The sequence below is a fragment of the Haloglycomyces albus DSM 45210 genome (assembly GCF_000527155.1).
GTDB lineage: Bacteria > Actinomycetota > Actinomycetes > Mycobacteriales > Micromonosporaceae > Haloglycomyces > Haloglycomyces albus.
The window spans coordinates 3,037,948-3,056,535 of record NZ_AZUQ01000001.1; the positions used below are offsets into that span (position 1 = coordinate 3,037,948).

Annotated in this window: 18 protein-coding genes; 10 read left to right on the forward strand and 8 right to left on the reverse strand. The window is 60.3% G+C overall.

Annotated elements, in window-relative coordinates; all coding sequences use genetic code 11:
- Positions 1 to 52 precede the first annotated feature (52 nt).
- Positions 53 to 985 carry a LysR family transcriptional regulator gene (locus HALAL_RS0114040; protein WP_025274602.1) on the reverse strand — a complete coding sequence of 311 codons (933 nt, stop codon included), beginning with the start codon at positions 983 to 985 and terminating at the stop codon, positions 53 to 55.
- A 208-nt stretch (positions 986 to 1,193) separates the two neighbouring features.
- On the opposite strand from HALAL_RS0114040, the gene HALAL_RS0114045 reads away from it, so the two are divergent.
- Complete coding sequence (locus tag HALAL_RS0114045; protein WP_156937753.1) at positions 1,194 to 1,571, forward strand: CBU_0592 family membrane protein; 378 nt, start codon at positions 1,194 to 1,196, stop codon at positions 1,569 to 1,571.
- A 124-nt stretch (positions 1,572 to 1,695) separates the two neighbouring features.
- A complete protein-coding gene (locus HALAL_RS0114050; RefSeq protein ID WP_245598125.1) occupies positions 1,696 to 2,280 on the forward strand; it encodes a YigZ family protein in 585 nt (194 codons plus the stop codon).
- A 3-nt stretch (positions 2,281 to 2,283) separates the two neighbouring features.
- Here HALAL_RS0114050 and HALAL_RS0114055 read toward each other — a convergent pair whose 3' ends face one another.
- Both HALAL_RS0114055 and HALAL_RS0114060 read right to left on the reverse strand, forming a co-directional pair.
- Complete coding sequence (locus HALAL_RS0114055) at positions 2,284 to 4,776, reverse strand: DEAD/DEAH box helicase (RefSeq protein ID WP_025274605.1); 2,493 nt, start codon at positions 4,774 to 4,776, stop codon at positions 2,284 to 2,286.
- Positions 4,777 to 4,873: 97 nt separating this feature from the next.
- On the reverse strand, positions 4,874 to 5,674 hold the full coding sequence (locus HALAL_RS0114060) for an exodeoxyribonuclease III (RefSeq protein ID WP_025274606.1): 801 nt from the start codon (positions 5,672 to 5,674) through the stop codon (positions 4,874 to 4,876).
- 198 nt (positions 5,675 to 5,872) lie between these two features.
- Between HALAL_RS0114060 and HALAL_RS0114065 the strand changes: the two genes are divergently transcribed.
- From HALAL_RS0114065 to HALAL_RS0114085, 5 genes are all read left to right on the forward strand, one after another.
- Positions 5,873 to 8,017, forward strand: coding sequence for a hypothetical protein (locus HALAL_RS0114065; RefSeq protein WP_025274607.1), 2,145 nt, complete (start codon positions 5,873 to 5,875; stop codon positions 8,015 to 8,017).
- A 5-nt stretch (positions 8,018 to 8,022) separates the two neighbouring features.
- Positions 8,023 to 8,793, forward strand: coding sequence for an exodeoxyribonuclease III (locus tag HALAL_RS0114070; protein ID WP_025274608.1), 771 nt, complete (start codon positions 8,023 to 8,025; stop codon positions 8,791 to 8,793).
- A gap of 76 nt (positions 8,794 to 8,869) precedes the next feature.
- Positions 8,870 to 9,844: a coiled-coil domain-containing protein gene (locus HALAL_RS0114075; RefSeq protein WP_029768024.1), complete on the forward strand. Its 975-nt coding sequence runs from the start codon at positions 8,870 to 8,872 to the stop codon at positions 9,842 to 9,844.
- 16 nt (positions 9,845 to 9,860) lie between these two features.
- Positions 9,861 to 10,499, forward strand: coding sequence for a maleylpyruvate isomerase N-terminal domain-containing protein (locus HALAL_RS17815; protein WP_025274610.1), 639 nt, complete (start codon positions 9,861 to 9,863; stop codon positions 10,497 to 10,499).
- A gap of 9 nt (positions 10,500 to 10,508) precedes the next feature.
- A complete protein-coding gene (locus HALAL_RS0114085; RefSeq protein ID WP_025274611.1) occupies positions 10,509 to 10,925 on the forward strand; it encodes a hypothetical protein in 417 nt (138 codons plus the stop codon).
- Between the two features lie 10 nt (positions 10,926 to 10,935).
- On the opposite strand, the gene HALAL_RS0114090 is transcribed toward HALAL_RS0114085, so the two are convergent.
- A complete protein-coding gene (locus HALAL_RS0114090) occupies positions 10,936 to 11,943 on the reverse strand; it encodes a tyrosine-type recombinase/integrase (protein WP_211240478.1) in 1,008 nt (335 codons plus the stop codon).
- Positions 11,944 to 12,044: 101 nt separating this feature from the next.
- Here HALAL_RS0114090 and HALAL_RS0114095 point away from each other — a divergent pair, with 101 nt between their 5' ends.
- A complete protein-coding gene (locus HALAL_RS0114095; protein WP_025274613.1) occupies positions 12,045 to 12,737 on the forward strand; it encodes a rhomboid family intramembrane serine protease in 693 nt (230 codons plus the stop codon).
- 12 nt (positions 12,738 to 12,749) lie between these two features.
- Here the strand turns inward: HALAL_RS0114095 and HALAL_RS0114100 are convergent, their stop codons facing one another.
- From HALAL_RS0114100 to HALAL_RS0114110, 3 genes are all read right to left on the reverse strand, one after another.
- Entirely contained in the window at positions 12,750 to 14,483 is a 1,734-nt protein-coding gene (locus tag HALAL_RS0114100; RefSeq protein ID WP_029768030.1) for a bifunctional metallophosphatase/5'-nucleotidase, read from the reverse strand.
- Between the two features lie 300 nt (positions 14,484 to 14,783).
- Positions 14,784 to 16,013: an RNA-guided endonuclease InsQ/TnpB family protein gene (locus HALAL_RS0114105; RefSeq protein WP_025274615.1), complete on the reverse strand. Its 1,230-nt coding sequence runs from the start codon at positions 16,011 to 16,013 to the stop codon at positions 14,784 to 14,786.
- Positions 16,014 to 16,346: 333 nt separating this feature from the next.
- Entirely contained in the window at positions 16,347 to 16,640 is a 294-nt protein-coding gene (locus tag HALAL_RS0114110; protein WP_025274616.1) for an acylphosphatase, read from the reverse strand.
- A gap of 86 nt (positions 16,641 to 16,726) precedes the next feature.
- On the opposite strand from HALAL_RS0114110, the gene HALAL_RS0114115 reads away from it, so the two are divergent.
- Positions 16,727 to 17,200, forward strand: a complete 474-nt coding sequence (locus tag HALAL_RS0114115) for a peroxiredoxin (protein WP_025274617.1) — start codon at positions 16,727 to 16,729, stop codon at positions 17,198 to 17,200.
- A 195-nt stretch (positions 17,201 to 17,395) separates the two neighbouring features.
- Complete coding sequence (locus HALAL_RS0114125; protein WP_025274618.1) at positions 17,396 to 17,710, forward strand: SCO4225 family membrane protein; 315 nt, start codon at positions 17,396 to 17,398, stop codon at positions 17,708 to 17,710.
- Here HALAL_RS0114125 and HALAL_RS0114130 read toward each other — a convergent pair.
- The gene (locus HALAL_RS0114130) at positions 17,707 to 18,567 is read right to left on the reverse strand and encodes an alpha/beta fold hydrolase (RefSeq protein ID WP_025274619.1); all 861 of its coding nucleotides are present in this window, start codon (positions 18,565 to 18,567) and stop codon (positions 17,707 to 17,709) included. The genes HALAL_RS0114125 and HALAL_RS0114130 overlap by 4 nt on opposite strands.
- Positions 18,568 to 18,588 lie beyond the last annotated feature (21 nt).

The window sequence follows — 18,588 nt, forward strand, 5'->3', positions numbered from 1 at the left end:
GGTTGGTCATGGCGTCATACTAGACGCCTCAGGGCACATTACGGCGCAGAGCTCAGGGATTTTCCACCGGTCCGATGACCTCGGCCTCGCGGACGAAGTTGTCCAAGAGATCCAAGACGGCGGCTACCGCCGGACGGTCGCGGCCACCGCGCAAGGTGACGGCCAGGAAATGCCGAAAAGGCGTGTACGGTCCGGCCACCGGGATTCGTACCAACTTCAGGTGCGGCGGCAGGTCGATCAGTCGGGGAATCAGACCGACTCCTAGACCGTGGGCGATCATGGTGGCGATGACCGACCATTCGCGCGCCTCTCCATAGATGGTCGGACGGAATCCCGCATTCGCACAGGCGGTTAGTACGTGCCGCCGATGTTCCGATCCGGGCACGCCCAGGACCCAGGGTTCGCGTTCCACCGCACGCATATCCACCGAGTGCGACTCCGCCAGTGGATGGGCGTGGGGCACGACCAAGTCGAACGGGTCGTGGAAGATGACCTGTGAATCGAATCGGATGTCTTCGGGGGGTGGATTGTCCGGAGTCGATTCGACGACCGCCAGGTCGGCGTCGCCCGCGAAAAGGAGATCGAAGCTTTCCGGAGCTTCGGCTTCACGCAGTCGTAGCTCCATGGACGGCAGAGATTCTTTAGCCCTCTCCACCAAAGGCGCCAGCAGGGTGGCGATCGCAGTGGGGAATCCGCACAGCCGAAGCAGACCGGACGGTTCGCCCTCTGTGGCTTGAATCTCAGCCTCCGCCAAGCGCCACATGGCTTCAATCGCATCGACATGTGCGATCAAAACCTGAGCCGCAGAGGTGAGTCGAACCCTGCGGCCGTGCGGCTCAAGCAGGGACACACCTAGATCTTTCGATAGCAACCTAATCTGTTGTGATGCCGCTGAAGTGGACATATGGAGAGCCTTTGCGGCCGCGGACACCGTGCCATGATGCGCCACTTCCCGCAACACGTGCAGTCGCCTCAAGTCAATCACTGGGAACCTCCTCTCCCTTAAGTTAGCACTTAACAATTTAGTTCGTAAATTCAAGCTGGATGGTAAGGGTTTTTCCCTTGAAACACCCTAATGCCTGATTTACATTCGAAGGCACGGGATGCGGTTCCCTTTCTTTACTTCGGTCGATTTCACCTCGAGCCATGAAATCGTCCTTCCCAGATACACGACCATCACACCGGAGACCATTATGTTCGATTTTGACGTGCGCATAGCCCTGCAGTTCCTCGGCGCCATCATTTACATCGTGCAGTATATTCTGGTGCAGTCTCATAGGCTCGAGGCCACTCACCCTTCCAGTCTGCTGCTGTTGGGGAGCGGCGCCGGAATACTGTTGGTGTCGTCCTTCATGGGCTACGACTGGGGCTTGATTCTCCTCAATGGAGCCTGGGTCGTTATGGTCACCACGACGTACACGGTGCGCCGGGTGCGCCGCGTCGAAGAGGCCGCATTGGCTGACGCGGTTCTCGTTGAAGCCGAGACACATACGACACCCGCCCAGTCGGCGTCCGAAACCTACTACATTCCCGCTCGAACCGAGACGGCTCAGGCCGTTTCGGTCGGCTAAGGGCCGTAGGGGTCTGTCGGAGGTTGACTGACACGGTTGTTCCCCTACTTCCGACAGACCCCTCGCAACCGCCTTACAATTGGTACTTGTGTTCACCATCGCCACTGACGTACAAACCGAAATAGTGATCAACAAGTCTCGATTCATCTGCTTCCTCAAGCGCATCGACGGTGAACCCGACGCCCGGGCTTTCATTGAGCAGCATCGCAAAGATCATTGGAACGCGAACCACAATTGCACCGCATTCGTCACGGCGGACGGTTTGATTTCGCGTTCCTCCGATGACGGTGAGCCGTCGGGCACCGCCGGCGCTCCGATGTTGGAAATGCTGAACGGCCATCATATGACCGACACACTTGCCATCGTGACCAGATACTTCGGGGGCGTCAAGCTCGGAGCCGGCGGTCTTGTGCGTGCCTACGGCCGAGCGGTCTCAAGCGCTCTCGACACCGCCACCGTCCATGAAATCCGCTACTGGTCGCAGCTGCACGTTACCGTCAACCACGACCTTGCCGGCAGTCTCGAAGGGCGCCTGCGTTCTCACGATGACATCGATCTGCAGGACGTCACCTATTCCAACGTCGTCACCTTCCACCTCGCCGCCGCCGACGAAAAGACGGCTCGCGAGCTCATCAACTCCTACACCGCAGGAGCGGCGACCGTCGTCGACGGCGACGAGGTCCGTATCGAAATCCCGAGCCGAGACTAAGGCCTAAAACCCACCCATGGCCTTGTCCGAGAAGTCCTCAACGTCCGCGACGACTTCACCGGCGTCGTCCGACGCGTCCAGATCGACACGCAACACGATCGCCCAGTCCCGATCCTTGTCCGAATCGTCCACGACCTGACGTACTACCCATTCCCGCCCGTTTCGTTCGATGGACTGAAACTGAGGTGAGCGTGCGTCCTGATCGACATTGATGTCATCGTGGGCGGCGAAGTACTTCTCCAGCGCCTCGTCCCACTTGGTCTCGGTCCACCCCGTACCCAGTTCGGCAAGAGCGTTGGGTCGGTCGGAAGCGGCCAATTCCACGTGACGCCAGGCGAGATTTCGAATGGCGATGGTGAAGGCGCGCTCGTTATCGGTGAAAGCACTCGCGGGGCGTCCCGGATCGAGATCTTCCGTCACCTCGGCGGGGTTGGTCAGTTGTTCCCATTCATTGATCAAGGAGGAGTCGGTCTGACGAATGACCTCGCCCAGCCAATCGGTCAATTCATCGATCTCCTCCCCGCTCACCGATTCCGGCAAGGTTTGCACCAAGGCTTTATAAGCACTGGTCAGGTACCGGAGGAGGAGGCCTTCCGAACGCGAGATTCGATAGGTCGAAATGTACTCTCCGAACGTCATGTGGTTTTCCCACAGCTCGCGCAGGATGGACTTGGGTTGCAAGTGGTAGTCACCGGTCCACGGGTTGGCCGCTTGGTACGCTTCGAACGCCGGTTCCAGCTTTTCCAGAAGCGGCTGCGGGTACTCCACGTCCTCCAAAGCGTTCATTCGATCGTAGTAATCGACTCCGTCGGCCTTCATCGCGTCAATCGACTCGCCACGGGCACGGTCACGCTGTGCCTTGAGAATTTGGCCCGGCCCTTCCAGGGTGGCCTCAACGACCGACACGATGTCCATCGCGTAATCGTCCGCCTCGGGATCAAGCAGCTCGAGTGCCGCCAATGCGAACGGTGCGAGTGGTTCGTTCAAGGCGAAGTGTTCTGGAACGTCGGTGGTCAACCGCACCCCGTCGTCGCCGGTGGTAATGATTCCGGCCTCTCGCATCGAACGGGCTATGGTCAAGGCGGTCCGTTTCAAGCGCAGTTTTTCCACCGTAGTGGAATGTGATGATTCGATGAGCGAGCGGACGTTGTCGAAGGCGTCTCCGTCGCGCTCCAGAAGGTTCAATAGAATCGAGTGGTTGATCTTCATGCGCGACTGCAACGTCTCCGGCGGAGAATCGATCAACTTGTCAAAGGTGTCCTCGCTCCACGACACAAAACCTTCGGGCGGTTTCTTACGTTGCACCTTCCGCCGTTTCTTCGGGTTATCGCCGGCTTTCGCCAGCGCTTTTTCGTTCTCGATGACGTGTTCGGGCGCTTGACAGATGACGTAGCCGACCGTGTCGTACCCGGCACGTCCCGCCCGCCCGGCGATCTGGTGAAACTCGCGGCTGCGTAGGCGACGTTGCCGCCGTCCATCGAACTTGCTGAGTCCGGTGAAGACCACGGTTCGGATCGGCACGTTGATCCCCACACCCAAGGTGTCGGTGCCGCAGACAACCTTCAAAAGCCCCTGCTGAGTCAGTTTCTCTACCAAACGTCGATACTTCGGCAACATTCCGGCGTGGTGCACGCCGATACCCGCCCGAACCAGTCGCGCCAAGGTCTTACCGAACTTAGTGGTAAACCTAAATCCGCCCAAGGCTTCGCCGATCGCGGCTTTCTCCTCCTTGGACACGAGTTTAAGGCTGGCCAGACTGGACGCGGTCTCCAAGGCCGCCGCCTGAGCGAAATGCACCACGTACGCCGGGGCCTGTTCATGATTGACCAGGTTTTCCACCGTTTCGTGCAGCGGTGTCGTCTTCCAGTCGTATTCCAGGGGCACCGGTCGCGTGGCGCCGGTGATCGTGACGCTTTCCCGTCCGGTCAACTCGTCCAACTGCCGTTCAAAACCACTGGTGTCGCCTAGCGTCGCCGACATGAGGGTGAATTGAGTTTGAGGTAGCAACAGAAGGGGGACCTGCCAGGCCCAACCGCGGTCGGGTTCGGCATAGAAATGGAACTCGTCGGCCACCAGGGACGCGCAATCCAATTTGTCGGCCTCACGGAGAGCCAGATTCGCAACGACCTCCGCGGTCGCGCAAATCACCGGAGCATCCGGGTTGACCGAAGCGTCACCGGTCAACATTCCGACGTTGTCCGAACCGAACTGCTCACACATGTCGAAGAACTTCTCCGACACGAGCGCTTTAATGGGAGCGGTATAGAACGACACTCCGTTGGTCGCCAAAGCATGAAAGTGAGCGGCCGACGCGACCAGCGACTTGCCTGAACCGGTCGGGGTGGACACCACGATGTTGTTTCCCGAGACGACGTTGAGGAGAGCCTCCTCCTGATGGGGGTACAGTTCGATGCCCGCATCAGCGGCCCACTCGCTGAAAGCGGAGAAAACATTGTCCGGTGTCGGTTCATTTGGCAAATAGTCAATCAAGCTCACCGAATCAATGATGCCAGCAACCGCGGGCAGGGCCAAAACAGCCGACTCCACCCACGGTCACTCCAAGCGGCGACGGATCGAAGTAACCCGTATATCGCTAGAGGTCGTAGCTCACCAGTACCGGCGCATGATCGGACCACCGAGTGTCGTGGCTGGGAGCACGGTCCACCCAAGCTGTGACGGCCTGCTTGGCCAGGGCCTGATCGACAGCGTGATAGTCGATCCTCCATCCGGTGTCGTTGTCGAACGCCCGGCCTCGATACGACCACCACGAGTACGGGCCTTCTACGTCCGGATGCAGTCGACGAACCACATCCACAAAGCCGCGTTCGTCAAAGAGTCGATCCAGCCAAGCACGTTCCTCCGGCAGAAACCCCGAGCTCTTCTTATTGCCCTTCCAATTCTTCAGGTCCGCTTGAGTGTGCGCGATGTTCCAGTCCCCGCCGATGAGGAAATGTCGCCCCTCGGCCTCCATCTCGCGACGCCGACTCTCCACGTACTCACCGAACTGCTCCAGGAAACGGTACTTTTCGTCCTGTCGCGGTGTGTCCGTTTCACCCGAAGGAAGGTACAGGCTGCCGATCGTCACCGATGGCAGATCGATCTCCATATAGCGTCCGGCCACGTCGAACTCTTCCGAACCGAAGCCGATCCGCGCCTCCGAATCAGCATTACGGGTGAGAATTCCAACGCCGGCCCGACCCTTGGCCGTCTGCGACGGCGCCACCTGCCAGTGCCATTGCCCGGCTTCACGGATGATCGAAGGAATCTGGTGATCCTCGGCCCGAACCTCCTGAAGCAGGACCACATCGGCATCGACGGTGGTCAACCAATCCACCATTCCCTTTTTTGCGGCCGCTCGAATCCCATTGACATTGACGGTGGCTACGGTAAACATGCCTGCCAGCCTAGCGCGGGACCCGGTCCGCGGGTGAGCTGCGTCGGTGTGGTGTGAGGGACGAACGGTGAACAATGACCGACGCCATAGACTGTCATTATGTTTGCGGTGTCAATCCCAAAACACAAGTGGGAAACAAATCACGGAGCCTCGCGCCGGTGGATTCGGCTGTTCAGTGTCGCTGCACTGGTTGCCGCAATGCTGACCTTCGCAGCTCCGACCGCATGGGCGCAGGACTCCGACGACGGAGACGAAGCGGACGCCGAAGGAGTACTCCTCTTCGGAGTACCAGGGCTGACCTGGTCGGATATCGACGAATCCAGAACCCCGGCCATGTGGGACCTCGCCGGAGAAGGCGCGTCAGGCTCAATGAGCGTACGCACCATCGGATCGTGGACCTGCCCCGAAGCGGCCTGGGTCAGTATCTCCGCCGGTGCCCGAGCCGGTGGACTCAACCCGCGCGACACGTCGTGCACCGCACAATCGCGTCTCCCCGAACCCGCGCGCAACAACGACGGATCATGGTATCTGCCCTGGTACGAGCAGCTTAAAGACACCAATACCGCCTACAACTACGGCGCTCGCCTCGGTTCGCTCGCCGACGCGGCTCACGAGAACGAACAATGCGTAGCCGCCATCGGCCCCGGAGCCGCCCTGGTGGCCGCCGACCCCGAAGGACGAATCGACTACTACAGCAGCGAACTGTCCGACATATCCGAAGCCACCGACACCTGCTCCGTCGTTGTAGTCGACCCGGGAATCACCGTCTCCGACTCCTACGAATCCGACCAGACCGACACCGAGGTCGACTTCGACGACATCGGAAACGACGACGCCCACGCGACCCCTCCGATCCCCGAAGACGAGGAACCGACCGCGGACGACCTGCGCCACCAGGCGGCGGCCGACGTCGATCAAGTCCTGGCCGACACCGTCGCCGAACTCGACGAATCATGGCGCCTGCTGCTGTCGGGCGTATCGGACACCTCATACCCCAGCCGACTCCACCCGGTCATGTTCCATGGAAAAGGCATCGACAACGGACAGTTGTCCTCACCGACCACCGGACGCGACGGTTACCTTCAAATCGTCGATCTGGCACCAACACTGCTGGACTCCATCGATACCGACGTTCCAGCGGTCATGTCGGGACGGCCCGTGTCAGTGGACACCAATACCGATCTGACCTCATCAGACGCCGTTGACATCGGGGTAGACGAAGCTCAGGCCTCAGCGGCGGTGGCAAAAGCAATGCCGCACTACTTCAACACCCTGACCGTCATCGGAATCATAGCGGTCGGCGCCGCCACCTGGATGGTCCTGCGGAGACGACGTAACCGTCTGGGCGAGGCCCTTTGCGTCGCCGTCGCGACATTTCCACTAGCCGCCCTCATCGCGGCCATCCCACCGTGGTGGCGGACCGGCCACCCGAACCTGACCTTGTGGGCCATCATCCTGTCGGTCGTCGCAATACTGGTAGCGGCCACCCAGACGCCCTGGCTACGACGCGGCGCCCGACCCGCGATACTACTGGCGTCGCTGACAGTGCTCCTCGTGCTCGTCGACCAGTTCTCCGGAGCCACATGGGCACTGCACACCCCAATGGGCTACACCGCCCAATCAGGGGCCCGATTCACCGGAATCGGGAACTACACCTTCGCCGTCTTCGCCGCCGCAAACGTACTCCTCATCGCCTTCGTCCCATGGGACAGAATTCGAATCGGCAATCTGTCAACGAAGTGGATCACCTACCTCGGCCCCACAATCCTCTCGCTGGCCACCATCGCGACCGTAGGCGCACCAAGTCTCGGCCGGAACGTCGGCGGCACCATCACCCTCGTCGCCTCCCTGACTCTCACCTGCTGGCTGGTATGGGGGCGTCGCCTATCCCTCTCCGTCCTTACCATGGCAGGTGGACTGGCGCTCGCGGTCATAACGTTGGCGGGATTCCTCGATTATCTACGCCCAGCGTCCTCACAATCCCACCTCGGGCGGTTCATCGGTTCGGTTGTTTCCGGAGACGCGGGGGCGATCCTCGAGAGGAAAATGGCCGCCGCCATCGGTACCGTGACGAACACTCCGTTGACCGCCGTCGTTATCGCAGCCCTGGTCGCGGCCATTGTCATTGTGTGGAAACGGGGCCAGCCGACTCGTCCGTCGGTTCACGCCGCTATGATTGGGCTGTCGATCGCCTCGATCATAGGCTTCGCGGTCAACGACTCCGGGGTCGCACTGCCGGCCTTCACGGTGTGCGTGGGGTTCACCCTCCTGTCCTTGGCGTCGACGCGCACGCCTACCGTCGCTGCAGAAGCACCGGTTTCGGCCGACCGACCATTAAGGTAACCAATATGCGCATCGCAACTTGGAACGTCAACTCCATCAACGCGCGGATCGATCGCGTACACGCCTGGCTGAGCGCCAACGACTGCGACGTCCTGTGCCTGCAGGAACTCAAATGTGCGACTGACGACGTACCGGTCGAATCGCTGCGAGAACTGGGCTATGAGGTAGCCGCGCACGGAACCGGACGGTGGAACGGCGTCGCGATCATCTCTCGAGTTGGACTTGACGACGTGCAACGGAATCTACCCCGGCAGCCCACCTTCAAGGACGAGATCGAACCTCGGGCGATCGCGGCCACGTGTGGCCCACTGCGGATCTGGTCGGTGTACGTCCCGAACGGCCGTGATGTCGACGATCCGCATTACCGTTATAAACTCGACTTTCTCCAGACACTCGGCGAGGTCGTCGTCGACGACGAACGTCCCTTCGCCATCACCGGAGACATGAACGTCTGCCCCACCGACGACGACGTGTGGGACCGTTCCGAATGGAAAGGCACCACGCATGTCAGTGAACCGGAACGAGCGGCCCTAGCCGACATAACAGGGCACGGATTGACCGATATCATACCCAGGGCCCTCAAACACGGTAAGCCGTTTACCTTCTGGGATTATCGAAACCTGGATTTCCCCAAAAACAGAGGTTTGAGGATCGACCTCATCCTGGCGAACGAAGCGCTACGCACCGCGGTCACAGACGTCTACGTGGACCGGAATGAGCGAAAGGGAAAAGGCGCCTCCGACCACGCCCCGGTTGTGGCCGAGGTAAACGTCTAACTCCCACCCGTTTCCCAGGCGTATGGACACTTCGCTCCATCGAACTGAACACCGCGCCCCTCGGAAAGGTTTGATTGTGAACAAAACCGCGACCGCCTCCGGACTCGCCGCCGTCCTCCTTCTCAGTTTGACCTCGGCGCTACCCGCTGACGCACAGGACACCGACATCGACGAAGTGCGCACGCAGTTGGCCGAAGCGGCGACGGCAGTGACCGAAGCGGAAGAAGACCTGGAAGAGGCGGAAAACAACGCCGACGACTTGGAAGATGAAATCGAGCAAACCAAGTCCGAATTGGAAGGCATGCGCGAAGAGCTCGGCGAATTCGCCTACGAGATCTACATGCGCGACGACCTTGTCGACACCGCCTCGGTACTGACGTCCGATGATTCCGACAATGCTCTTGAAGCCCTCGCGTATACCGACTTCCTAGGCGAACAGCGAGCCGAAACGGTCAAGAAGAACGCGGAACTGGTGCAACGATTGGAAGATCAGACCGATGCCTACGAAGAGCAGATTGAGCAGGCCGAAAAGGCTCTCAAGGAGGCAGAAGAAGCCGAGAAGGACCTCGAGGACCTCCTCGAAGAGCTGTCCTACCAACCTTCCAACGGCCCTTCCGGAGGTGGGGGAGCAGGAGCGCCCAATCCCGTCACCACCAGTGGACCGGAATCATGTTCCGAATCCGACCCCACCACGTCAGGCTGCCTGACACCCCGCACCCTGCACGTTCTACGTGAGACCCAAAACGCGGGCTTCGACCGCTACGTCTCTTGCTTCCGCAACGAATCCAGCGGAGAACACGGCAAGGGTCGCGCCTGTGACTTTTCGGCCAACTCAAGCGGATTTCAAAACTACGACGCCTACGGAGACGAAAAAACCTACGGCGACAACCTCGCCGGCTGGTATGTCACGCACGCGGACGCCCTATCCGTACAATACGTGATCTGGTACCGCCAATTCTGGTCACCAGCATCCGGCTGGCAGGCGTACTCGGGAACCAACGGGAATCCCAACGCCGACCACACCAACCACGTCCACGTCTCCGTCAATTAGTAGAGGACCCCACATCATGTCCCAAACCCGTAGCTGTTTCCTCGCAACCGCCGAGACCACACTGAAATTCCTAGACCGCCCCGAGACCTCGCGTGCCTGGGACGAACCCAGCGCACTACCGGAGTTTCAGGTGTCCGGCCTGGTGGCCCACACCCTGAGCCAAATCACCAACCCCGTAGTCGCCCTGCAAAACCCCAAACCGGAACAAGAAACCATCGGCCTGTTCGACCACTTCGAACGCGCGGCGTGGACAACGCCCGACATCCACAACGAAGCGAACACCGGTATCCGACAGAGCTCCGATAAAATGGCCGAAAAAGGCTACGAAAAACTGTTCGCCTACGCGGAAGACTGCTACAACCAGCTGGTAACCGACCTACCCCACACCGCGTCCGACGCCACCGGAGCCAGCCCCACCTGGCCGCACAACCTCTCCTTGGACGACTACCTACGGACACGCATTATGGAGATGGTGGTCCACAGCGACGACGTCGCCCAAACCCTCGGCATCGCCGCCCCGACCTTCGCCCCGGAAGCGTACGACCTCACCTATTGGATCCTCACCCGCCTAGCGGCCGCCCGACATGGCCACAGTGCCGTCATCGCCGCAATGGCACGCGGCGAGAGGGCCACCGGCTCCATTACGGCGTTCTGAACCAACGCCATGTCGCGACGTACAATTCTCGTCAGCTGGGCGGTAGCGGCCGTCGCCGTCATCCTGATCGGTACCGTCTGGCTGATCGTCACACTCATCTCACCCACCATCCCCTCCACGGATACGGTCGAATCCGCTACCGGACTGGACCTCCCCGAATCCGCCGAGATCCGTGCCGCGAAACTGGACGACCTCACACCCGGTCAGAGCGGCGATCAGGGAACGGTCGAATTCACCCTCGCCGCAGACGACCTGGAAACGTTCATCTCCGACAACGACCTACCCGCTCCGGTCGTCGTCGGAGACGTCCCCGACGACCGCACCCAAGCCACACTGCAGCATTCCTGCGACAACGACGCCTGCTACGACGGGGACGTCCTCATCGGAAACGACATCCGAATCAACCTACGCGTCACCATCGAATAGGCCACACAACTCACGTCTCCGGCACTTGGAGACGATCCACCGCGTCCCGACGGCGCCGCGACGGACGCCGGTCGTATCGAGCCGTGGTCGCCGGAGAAGCATGCCCCACCAGCGACTGCGTAATCGCAAGGTCGACACCCGAATCAAGAAGATCCCCAATGAACGTACGCCGGAAATCGTGAGGCGTGTACCGCCCTTCGCCCGCCTCCAAAAGGCGTTTCAACACCAAATCGGATACGGCCTGCCCCGACATGTGAGCCAGTCGGTTCTGCCGATATCGAAACCGACCCGCCTTATTAACCGGGCAGAACAAGGCACCGGAAACCCTCGCCCGAACCGCCAGCCACCGATCCAGACGACTCATCGCACCCGCCGCCAAATACACCTGCCGCTCTTTATTACCCTTACCCAGGATCCGAATCGAACGCTCGGACGCGTCCACGTCAACAAAACGCATCGAGGCCACCTCCGAACGACGCGCCCCCGTCGAATACAGCACCGCCAAAACCGCTCCATCGCGAGCACCGGCGGGCGTATCGTCACGATCGCACGCATACAAGGCCCCGGCCAGCACCTCTTTATCAACCGCTCGACCAACCGGAAGCCGATGCTCACGAATGGGAGCGACATCGCAGGCACGTTGATAGTCGGACGCCTCCATCAACTCCAGCCGCCACGCCTCTTTCAACACTCGACGAAGAGCAGCCAAGTGCTTGTTGATATAAGACCCCGACCAACCCTGATCGACCATCACCGCCCGCAACCGCGACGTATGCTCATACCGCAACAAATGCCACGGCTGACCGGCACCCGTCGCATCATCCAACCCCGACAGCAACTGAGCAACCCGATCCAAACAGCCACGCATGGTACGACGCGACTCCGCCGACCCCAACGAATCCAAATAGGCCGTATACGGATCGACCCGAACCGCATTGTCCAACTCGACACGCGCACCAGGACCGTCCACGGCATCCACTCCAGCGGTGAAACCACTCATGAGCTCTCGCGAAACCATGTAGACCATTAGATCACAGACCACCGACCTCACCAGCCGCACAAGGTATCGCGGGAACATCGACTCACCCGAAGCGTACGGCGACTGGGACTCGGCCCCCCGTGTCGGATACGCTCGACACGCTGCACGGCAAGGAGGATCGCATGCACAACCCGATGAACGACAATTCACCGCCCACCCCACAACGACGTTCCTGGACGTCCATCGCGCTCGCATGGGTGATGGCGGTCGCGGGGCTCTGGTTGATTCTTTTCGCCAATGCCGTCACTCCGATTGAATTCAACCAATGGGGGATCACCGCTCGGTCGCTGGACGGGTTGTTTCCGGGGATCGTAGCGGCCCCGTTTCTGCACGTCGGCATCGGTCACTTGGCCTCTAATACGATTCCGCTGTTCGTTCTGGGACTGGTCGCGAGTCTGCGTGATATCCGAGCCTTTGCGTTCGCTCTACCGATCATCGTGGTGATTTCCGGGCTGGGCGCATGGCTGCTGTCCGGGTCGAATTCGATAACGGTAGGTGCTTCCGGGGTGGTATTCGGGCTGCTCGGTTACTTGTTGGGGCGAGGCGTTTTCTTGCGGCACATCAGTGATATCGCCATCGCCGTCTTCGTCATGGTGATATACGGTTCAATGTTGTGGGGAGTACTGCCCACCCGACCGTATATTTCCTGGCAGGCACACTTGTTCGGATTCATCGGCGGCATCCTCGCCGCCTACCTGTTCTCCCGCATGCTGCAAAGAACGTCCGAAACACAGGAGTGGCCCGGCGCGTTACATTCGCACCAGGCCACTTGATCAGGTGAACGACTATTCCACGGTAATTCGGTTGATCTCCGGTGCCGTCACAGGTTCGTCGGCGCTGGAGTTGTCGGCGAACCAGTTGAGCATGGCGTCCAAGTCCAATTCGCCGGTAAGACGGTTCTCGCCGTCGGCGAAGGTATGGAAGGAATCGCCGCCGTCGGCCAGGAATGAATTGGCCGTCACTCGGTAGGTTTGGTCGGCCTCTATAGCCTCACCGTTCAATTCCAAGGAATCCTCTACGAGTCGGTCGGCTCCGGTCTGAGAGTCGTCGATCGTATAGCTGAATCCCTCCGACCACTGCAATATCAGGGGCTCATCGTCTCGATCCGTCCACTGCTGCTGTAGAAGCTCTACCAATTGATCGCCGGTCAAATCCATGGTGACCAGATAATTGGAGAAGGGTTGCACGCTGAAGGCATCCGCATACGTCACTTCGCCATCGTCTCCGACGAGGAGATCGTCGCGAATACCGCCCGGATTCATGACGGCTATATCGGCGCCGCCGGTATCGTCAGATGCCGTTCGTTCCAACTGCATGTCCGCGATGAGGTTACCCAAGGCCGATTCGGCATCGCGCGTTTGGACTCTGACGATATCCTCATCGATGTATCCGACGACTTCGGAACCGATGCCGTCGGCGAGTTCGTCGTAGCGTTCAATGATCTCGGTCTGGTCGGAGTCAGCGGACACCTCCCGGTCGACGACGAGGTTGGAACCTTCCACCGAAGCACGAGCGAAGTCGTTGGACTCGGTGTCGTAGTCGGCCCGAATATCGGTCATAACTCGGCCGTACGACTCCGCGGAGGTAACGAGGCGGTCAGTGCCCTCAGGATCGGGGATGTTGCAGACGTAGTTCTGGTGGGTGTGTCCGGTGACGACCACGTCGATGGCCGAGTCAAGACCCTCGGCGATGTCGACGATCGGGCCGGAGACGCCCGCCGTTCCACCAACCGTGTCACAGTCGTAGTCGGCGTCCTCTTCGACGGGGAAACCGCCTTCGTGCAGCAGGACCACAATGGCGTTGACGCCGTCATCCATCAGCTTTTCGGCGTGCTTGTTGGCCGTCTCGACCTCGTCGAGGAAGTCGACGTCCTTAACGCCTTCCTTGGATACGATGTCGCCGGTACCTTCCAGCGTCATTCCAATGAATCCGACTTCGACGCCGTCGCCAAAGTCCTTGACCCAGGTCGGGTTCAAGACCGGTTCTTCGGTTTTCTTGTCGACGACGTTGGCACCCAGGTACTCGAAGGAAGTGCCTTCCCATTCGTCCGTACCTTCCGGGCAGCCGTCCTCTGGACAACCACCGTCGATCAGGCGTTGCAGTTCGTCCACGCCGCCGTCGAATTCGTGATTGCCCACCGACGATACGTCGAGGCCCATCGCTTCGACGGCTTCCAACGTCGGCTCGTCGTTGAATGCGGCCGACATGAACGGGGTCGCACCGATCAGGTCGCCGGCGGCAACGGTCGCACTGTTCGGCTGACCGTCGCGTGCTTCCGCGAGGTGAGTCGCGAGGTACTCGGTACCACCTGCGGGAACCTCTTCGCCGTCCTCATTGGCCAATAGCATCGAATCGTCTGCGGCCAAACGCCCATGCAGGTCGTTAAAGGCCAGCAGTTGCACTTCGACGTCGGAATCGTCCGCGCCTGATCCGGAACAGGCGCTCATCAACGTCAAGGCAGCAGCGGTACCCGCGACGGCGAGACCGCGACCGCTCCATTGCGATCGGTTCTTTCTCAACAATGTTACTCCCAGGAGGATTCGCATTGAGCTACATGGATGCAGCTTCACTTTCAAATCCGATCATAGGATGAGCAAGCGGCAAATACAAAACCGGCTCAAATCCTGTGGGATTCAGCGTGTTCAACCCAATACGGTGTTGAAGATTCATGTACGGTTCCCGGGCGCCCGCCGTCGTCGTTACTCCTTGGCCACGGTCTCGTAACCGGGTTTGGTTACGAGACCGACATGTCCTTCGCCCTGGGTAGGGGCAGGGTTGCATTGTCAGGCCGACTCCGCTGGTTGACCTCCTCCCCGCGGCTAAGGCCGGGGGATTCCAACCGGTGAGACCGGTTGGCGCACGAGCCCTCGCGGGTGTGCTGGTTCCTGCTTCACAGACTGACTCATGTCTCCGTCTCCACAGGCTGAGACCGCAAGCCCGGCGGCCTTAAGGATGTTTCTCGCCGCGTTCACGTCCGCATTCGCCCGATGCCCGCAGGCCGTGCAGCAGAAACTCGCTTGGCTATCGCGGTTGTTTGCTGCACAGTGCCCGCAGGCATGACAGGTCTGTGACGTGTACGCAGGATGGATCGTGACCAGCTTGGTTCCGGTGTACCGGGCCTTGCTGGACAGTGCGAGTTCGAGCCGGTGCCATCCTTTGTCGAGGATGGCCCGGTTGAGTCCGGCTTTCGCCTTGACATTCCGCTTACTCGCACGCGCAGTCATGTTCGTGGTCTTGAGGTCTTCCAGCACGACCACGGCGTTGTCGGACGCGATCCGGTGCGCCACCTGCGCGGTGAAGTCGCCGCGCCGATCGGTGATCCGGCAGGACAGACGCCGCAGCCGCATCAACGTCCGGCCCCACGACGCCGAGCCCTTCCTCTGCCGGGCCAGCTGCTGCTGGAGGCGCTTATACCGCTTCACCTCGCCGGGCGTGACGAACGCGCGGTCATGGAACCGGCCGTCCGACGTGACCGCCGCATAGGCGACACCCCGATCGATCCCGACCGCCGCGCCAGGGTTGGCGTGCCGCTCAGGCGTGGTCTGGTCGTCGTCCACAAGAAACGATATCCACCACTGACCTGCCTTAAACGATACGGTGGCCGACCGTATTGGGCCACCGAGAGCACGTGTGGAACGGTAGGTGGCCCACCCGAGTTTGGGGAGCTTCACTCTCCCCCATTTCCGGTTGATCCGCTCCACGGCCATGGGTTTCGGGTCAGGAAACCGAAACGACGGAGACCACCGGTGCTTCACTCTCCACCGGACGGTAAACGTCCCATGCTCCCGGCACGCCCGGTCGAGATCACGAAGCGTTTGCTGGAGGAGGTGCGACGGCGCGACTTTCAGCCATTCTAGTCCGGGTTCGCGTTTCGCTTCGGCCAGTTGGCGGGCTTGTGGAACGTAGTTCGCCCATGCTCCTTTGCGACGCGCCTCCCGGCGTTGATCCAGCGCGGCATTCCACACCGCCCGGCAGACGCCTCCGTACTCGGTGCACGCTTGGGCCTGTTCGGGGGTGAGCTTGAGACGAAAACGGCGACCGGTCAACATGCACACCACCTTATCGTTGGGGTCTGACATCGCGGTCATTGATGTGCTTACCCCACGGCTAAAGCCAGGGCCCTGCGCACTACGAACCTCCGATCAGTTCTCGATGGAGACGACAAAAGCGCCCCGGGGAGGTACCGTGCCCGAGGCGCCTTTTCGTGGATGCTTCCACGCAATTATTTAGTGATTTCCATTGGCGGAAGCACCTGTGAAATGATCATTGATTATCAGTGCCTCCTTCCTCACTCGTCGGAAGTCACGCCAGACGAACGTGACGGTCATAAAATTACCAATCACCTTCCCGACCGGCAATCGATTTTTCGACCAGCACAATCGTCAACCGTCGAACCGCGTCATCCCGGTGGGAGCGATACGGAAGCCCCGTTCCCCTTCCGGCGGAAAGCGCACCGATTCCATCTCCCGTACTTCTGCCGCCTCCGGGCCGACCGACATCCATTCCACCATTCGCTCGACCACATCGTCATCACCTTCGAAAACACCTTCAACCGACCCGTCGATGACGTTTCTAACCCAGCCGGAGAGCCCGTCACTCACCGCCCGTCGGGAACACGAATCTCGAAAGAACACACCCTGAACCCGGCCCACCACACGCACGTAAACCCTGATCATGCAATCAGCATAATTGACCGAAACGGCACTGTCGGACAACCGTGAACCTCTGCGACAATGAAACGACGACGACAAAGGAGACCACCATGTCCAAAATCCTCAAGCCCGGCGAGAAAATCGATGACTTCGCCGTGCCGGACCAAAGCGGAACCACCCGTCGACTCTCTGAACTACTTGGCAACGGACCAGTCGTTCTATTCTTCTACCCCAAAGCCATGACCTCAGGTTGCACCGCCGAAGGGTGTCACTTCCGCGACATGGCGGCGGAATTCGAGGAAGCGGGAGCACAGCGCGTCGGCATCAGTATGGACGACACCGATAAACAGAAAGACTTCGCCGCCCAGAACGAATTCGACTACCCACTGCTGTCCGATACCGACGGCACGGTAGCCGACCAATTCGGAGTTCGCCGCCGCCTCAAACTCGGGCCGTTGAGTGTCAAGCGAGTCACCTTCGTCATTGGCACCGACCGGACCCTACTCCACTCCATACACAGCGAAACCAACATGACCAACCACGCCGACGAAGCGCTGAAGGTCATTCTCAATCAAGGCGACTAACACGAGCCCAGCAATACCACACCGATGACGACAAGAGACACGACCACAACGACGCGAATCAACCATCGCAGCATCGGACCTTGAGGTTGACCCATGATCGGAGGTTGTAGTCCCATCGTTTCACCCCCTTAATCCCACCTTAACCGGTGCAATAGCGATAAACTACCCATTAAGAGGACGAAGGGGGGCGATATAGTGCCACGGCTACACGTCGAACACTGGATCACCGGCGTCTATATCGCTCTCTTGCTACTTGTCGCCTTCTACACAGTCGTGGCGACCGAGTTCGACGCTTCCGGGCTTGCCGGAGTCTGGCTGGTTCTTCTCACCGCGCCCACCTCCTACCTCATCTTCCTCACACCCGTCACCGGCCTGCCGGCCCTGGTCGCCTACTTGGCAGCCGGGATGTTCCAAGCCGTTGTCATGTTCAGCCTCCTGGGAAGCATCCGCCGTCATATCGCCGCCCGGCGTCACAGAAAAGACGAACCTCCGCCCGGACTATCGCACTAGGTCTCTGACGCCAGGAATCGCGTCAGGACCTCGTTGAACCGCTCGGGTCTCTCCAGCCCGGGAAGATGCCCACAGTCGTCAAGGTCAACCCGGTTGGCCTGGGCGATCGATTGAGAGACCGCTGTGCCCACTTCCTGAATTTCAGGTACATCCTCCCGCCCGTTAACCACCAAGACCGGGGCCGTCACCTCCGCCAAGCGATTCACTACGTCGACCTCGGGCTCCACCCGAGCAGTCGACGGCGTCGACCAAGTCAGTCGCAAATGTGCGCCGAGCATCCGCTCCACTCCCGCCACCACCTCGGGGTCGAGGGTGTCGGCCCGCCGCCGTGGGCCGGCGACCATCCATTCGATATGCGCTCTGACGTAGGCGGCGATATCCCGGTCCAACTGGACTCCAGGCTCACCTCGACCCTCCAGGTACCGTTTCCGTCGCTCGGCGTCGATCTGCGAGTGGACCCTGGTGCGTACCTGCTCGATGAACGACTGTGGCCATTGGTAACCGGGAAGTCCCGGCGCCGCCACAACCAGACTCTCAATCCGGTGCGGTTCGAGAAGTGCGGCTTCTAGAGCCGTTCCACCGCCCATGGAATTCCCGACCACGATCGCACGCTCGATGTCAAGGCCGTCGAGAAGCGCCAAGAGATCACGGCCTGGGCTGTACGTTCCTTCGCCCAACTCGGACTCACCGTGTCCCCGTGAGTCGTACGACAACACCCGGTGATCCTGACTAAAGTGGTCCAGTTGTTTTTCCCACGACCGACGATCGGTCAAGCCCGCGTGAACGAACACCACTGTGGGGCCGGATCCTCTAAGGTCATAGCCGATACGAACGCCGTTGACGGAAATCGAACTCATACGAGTGAGCATACTTCACGA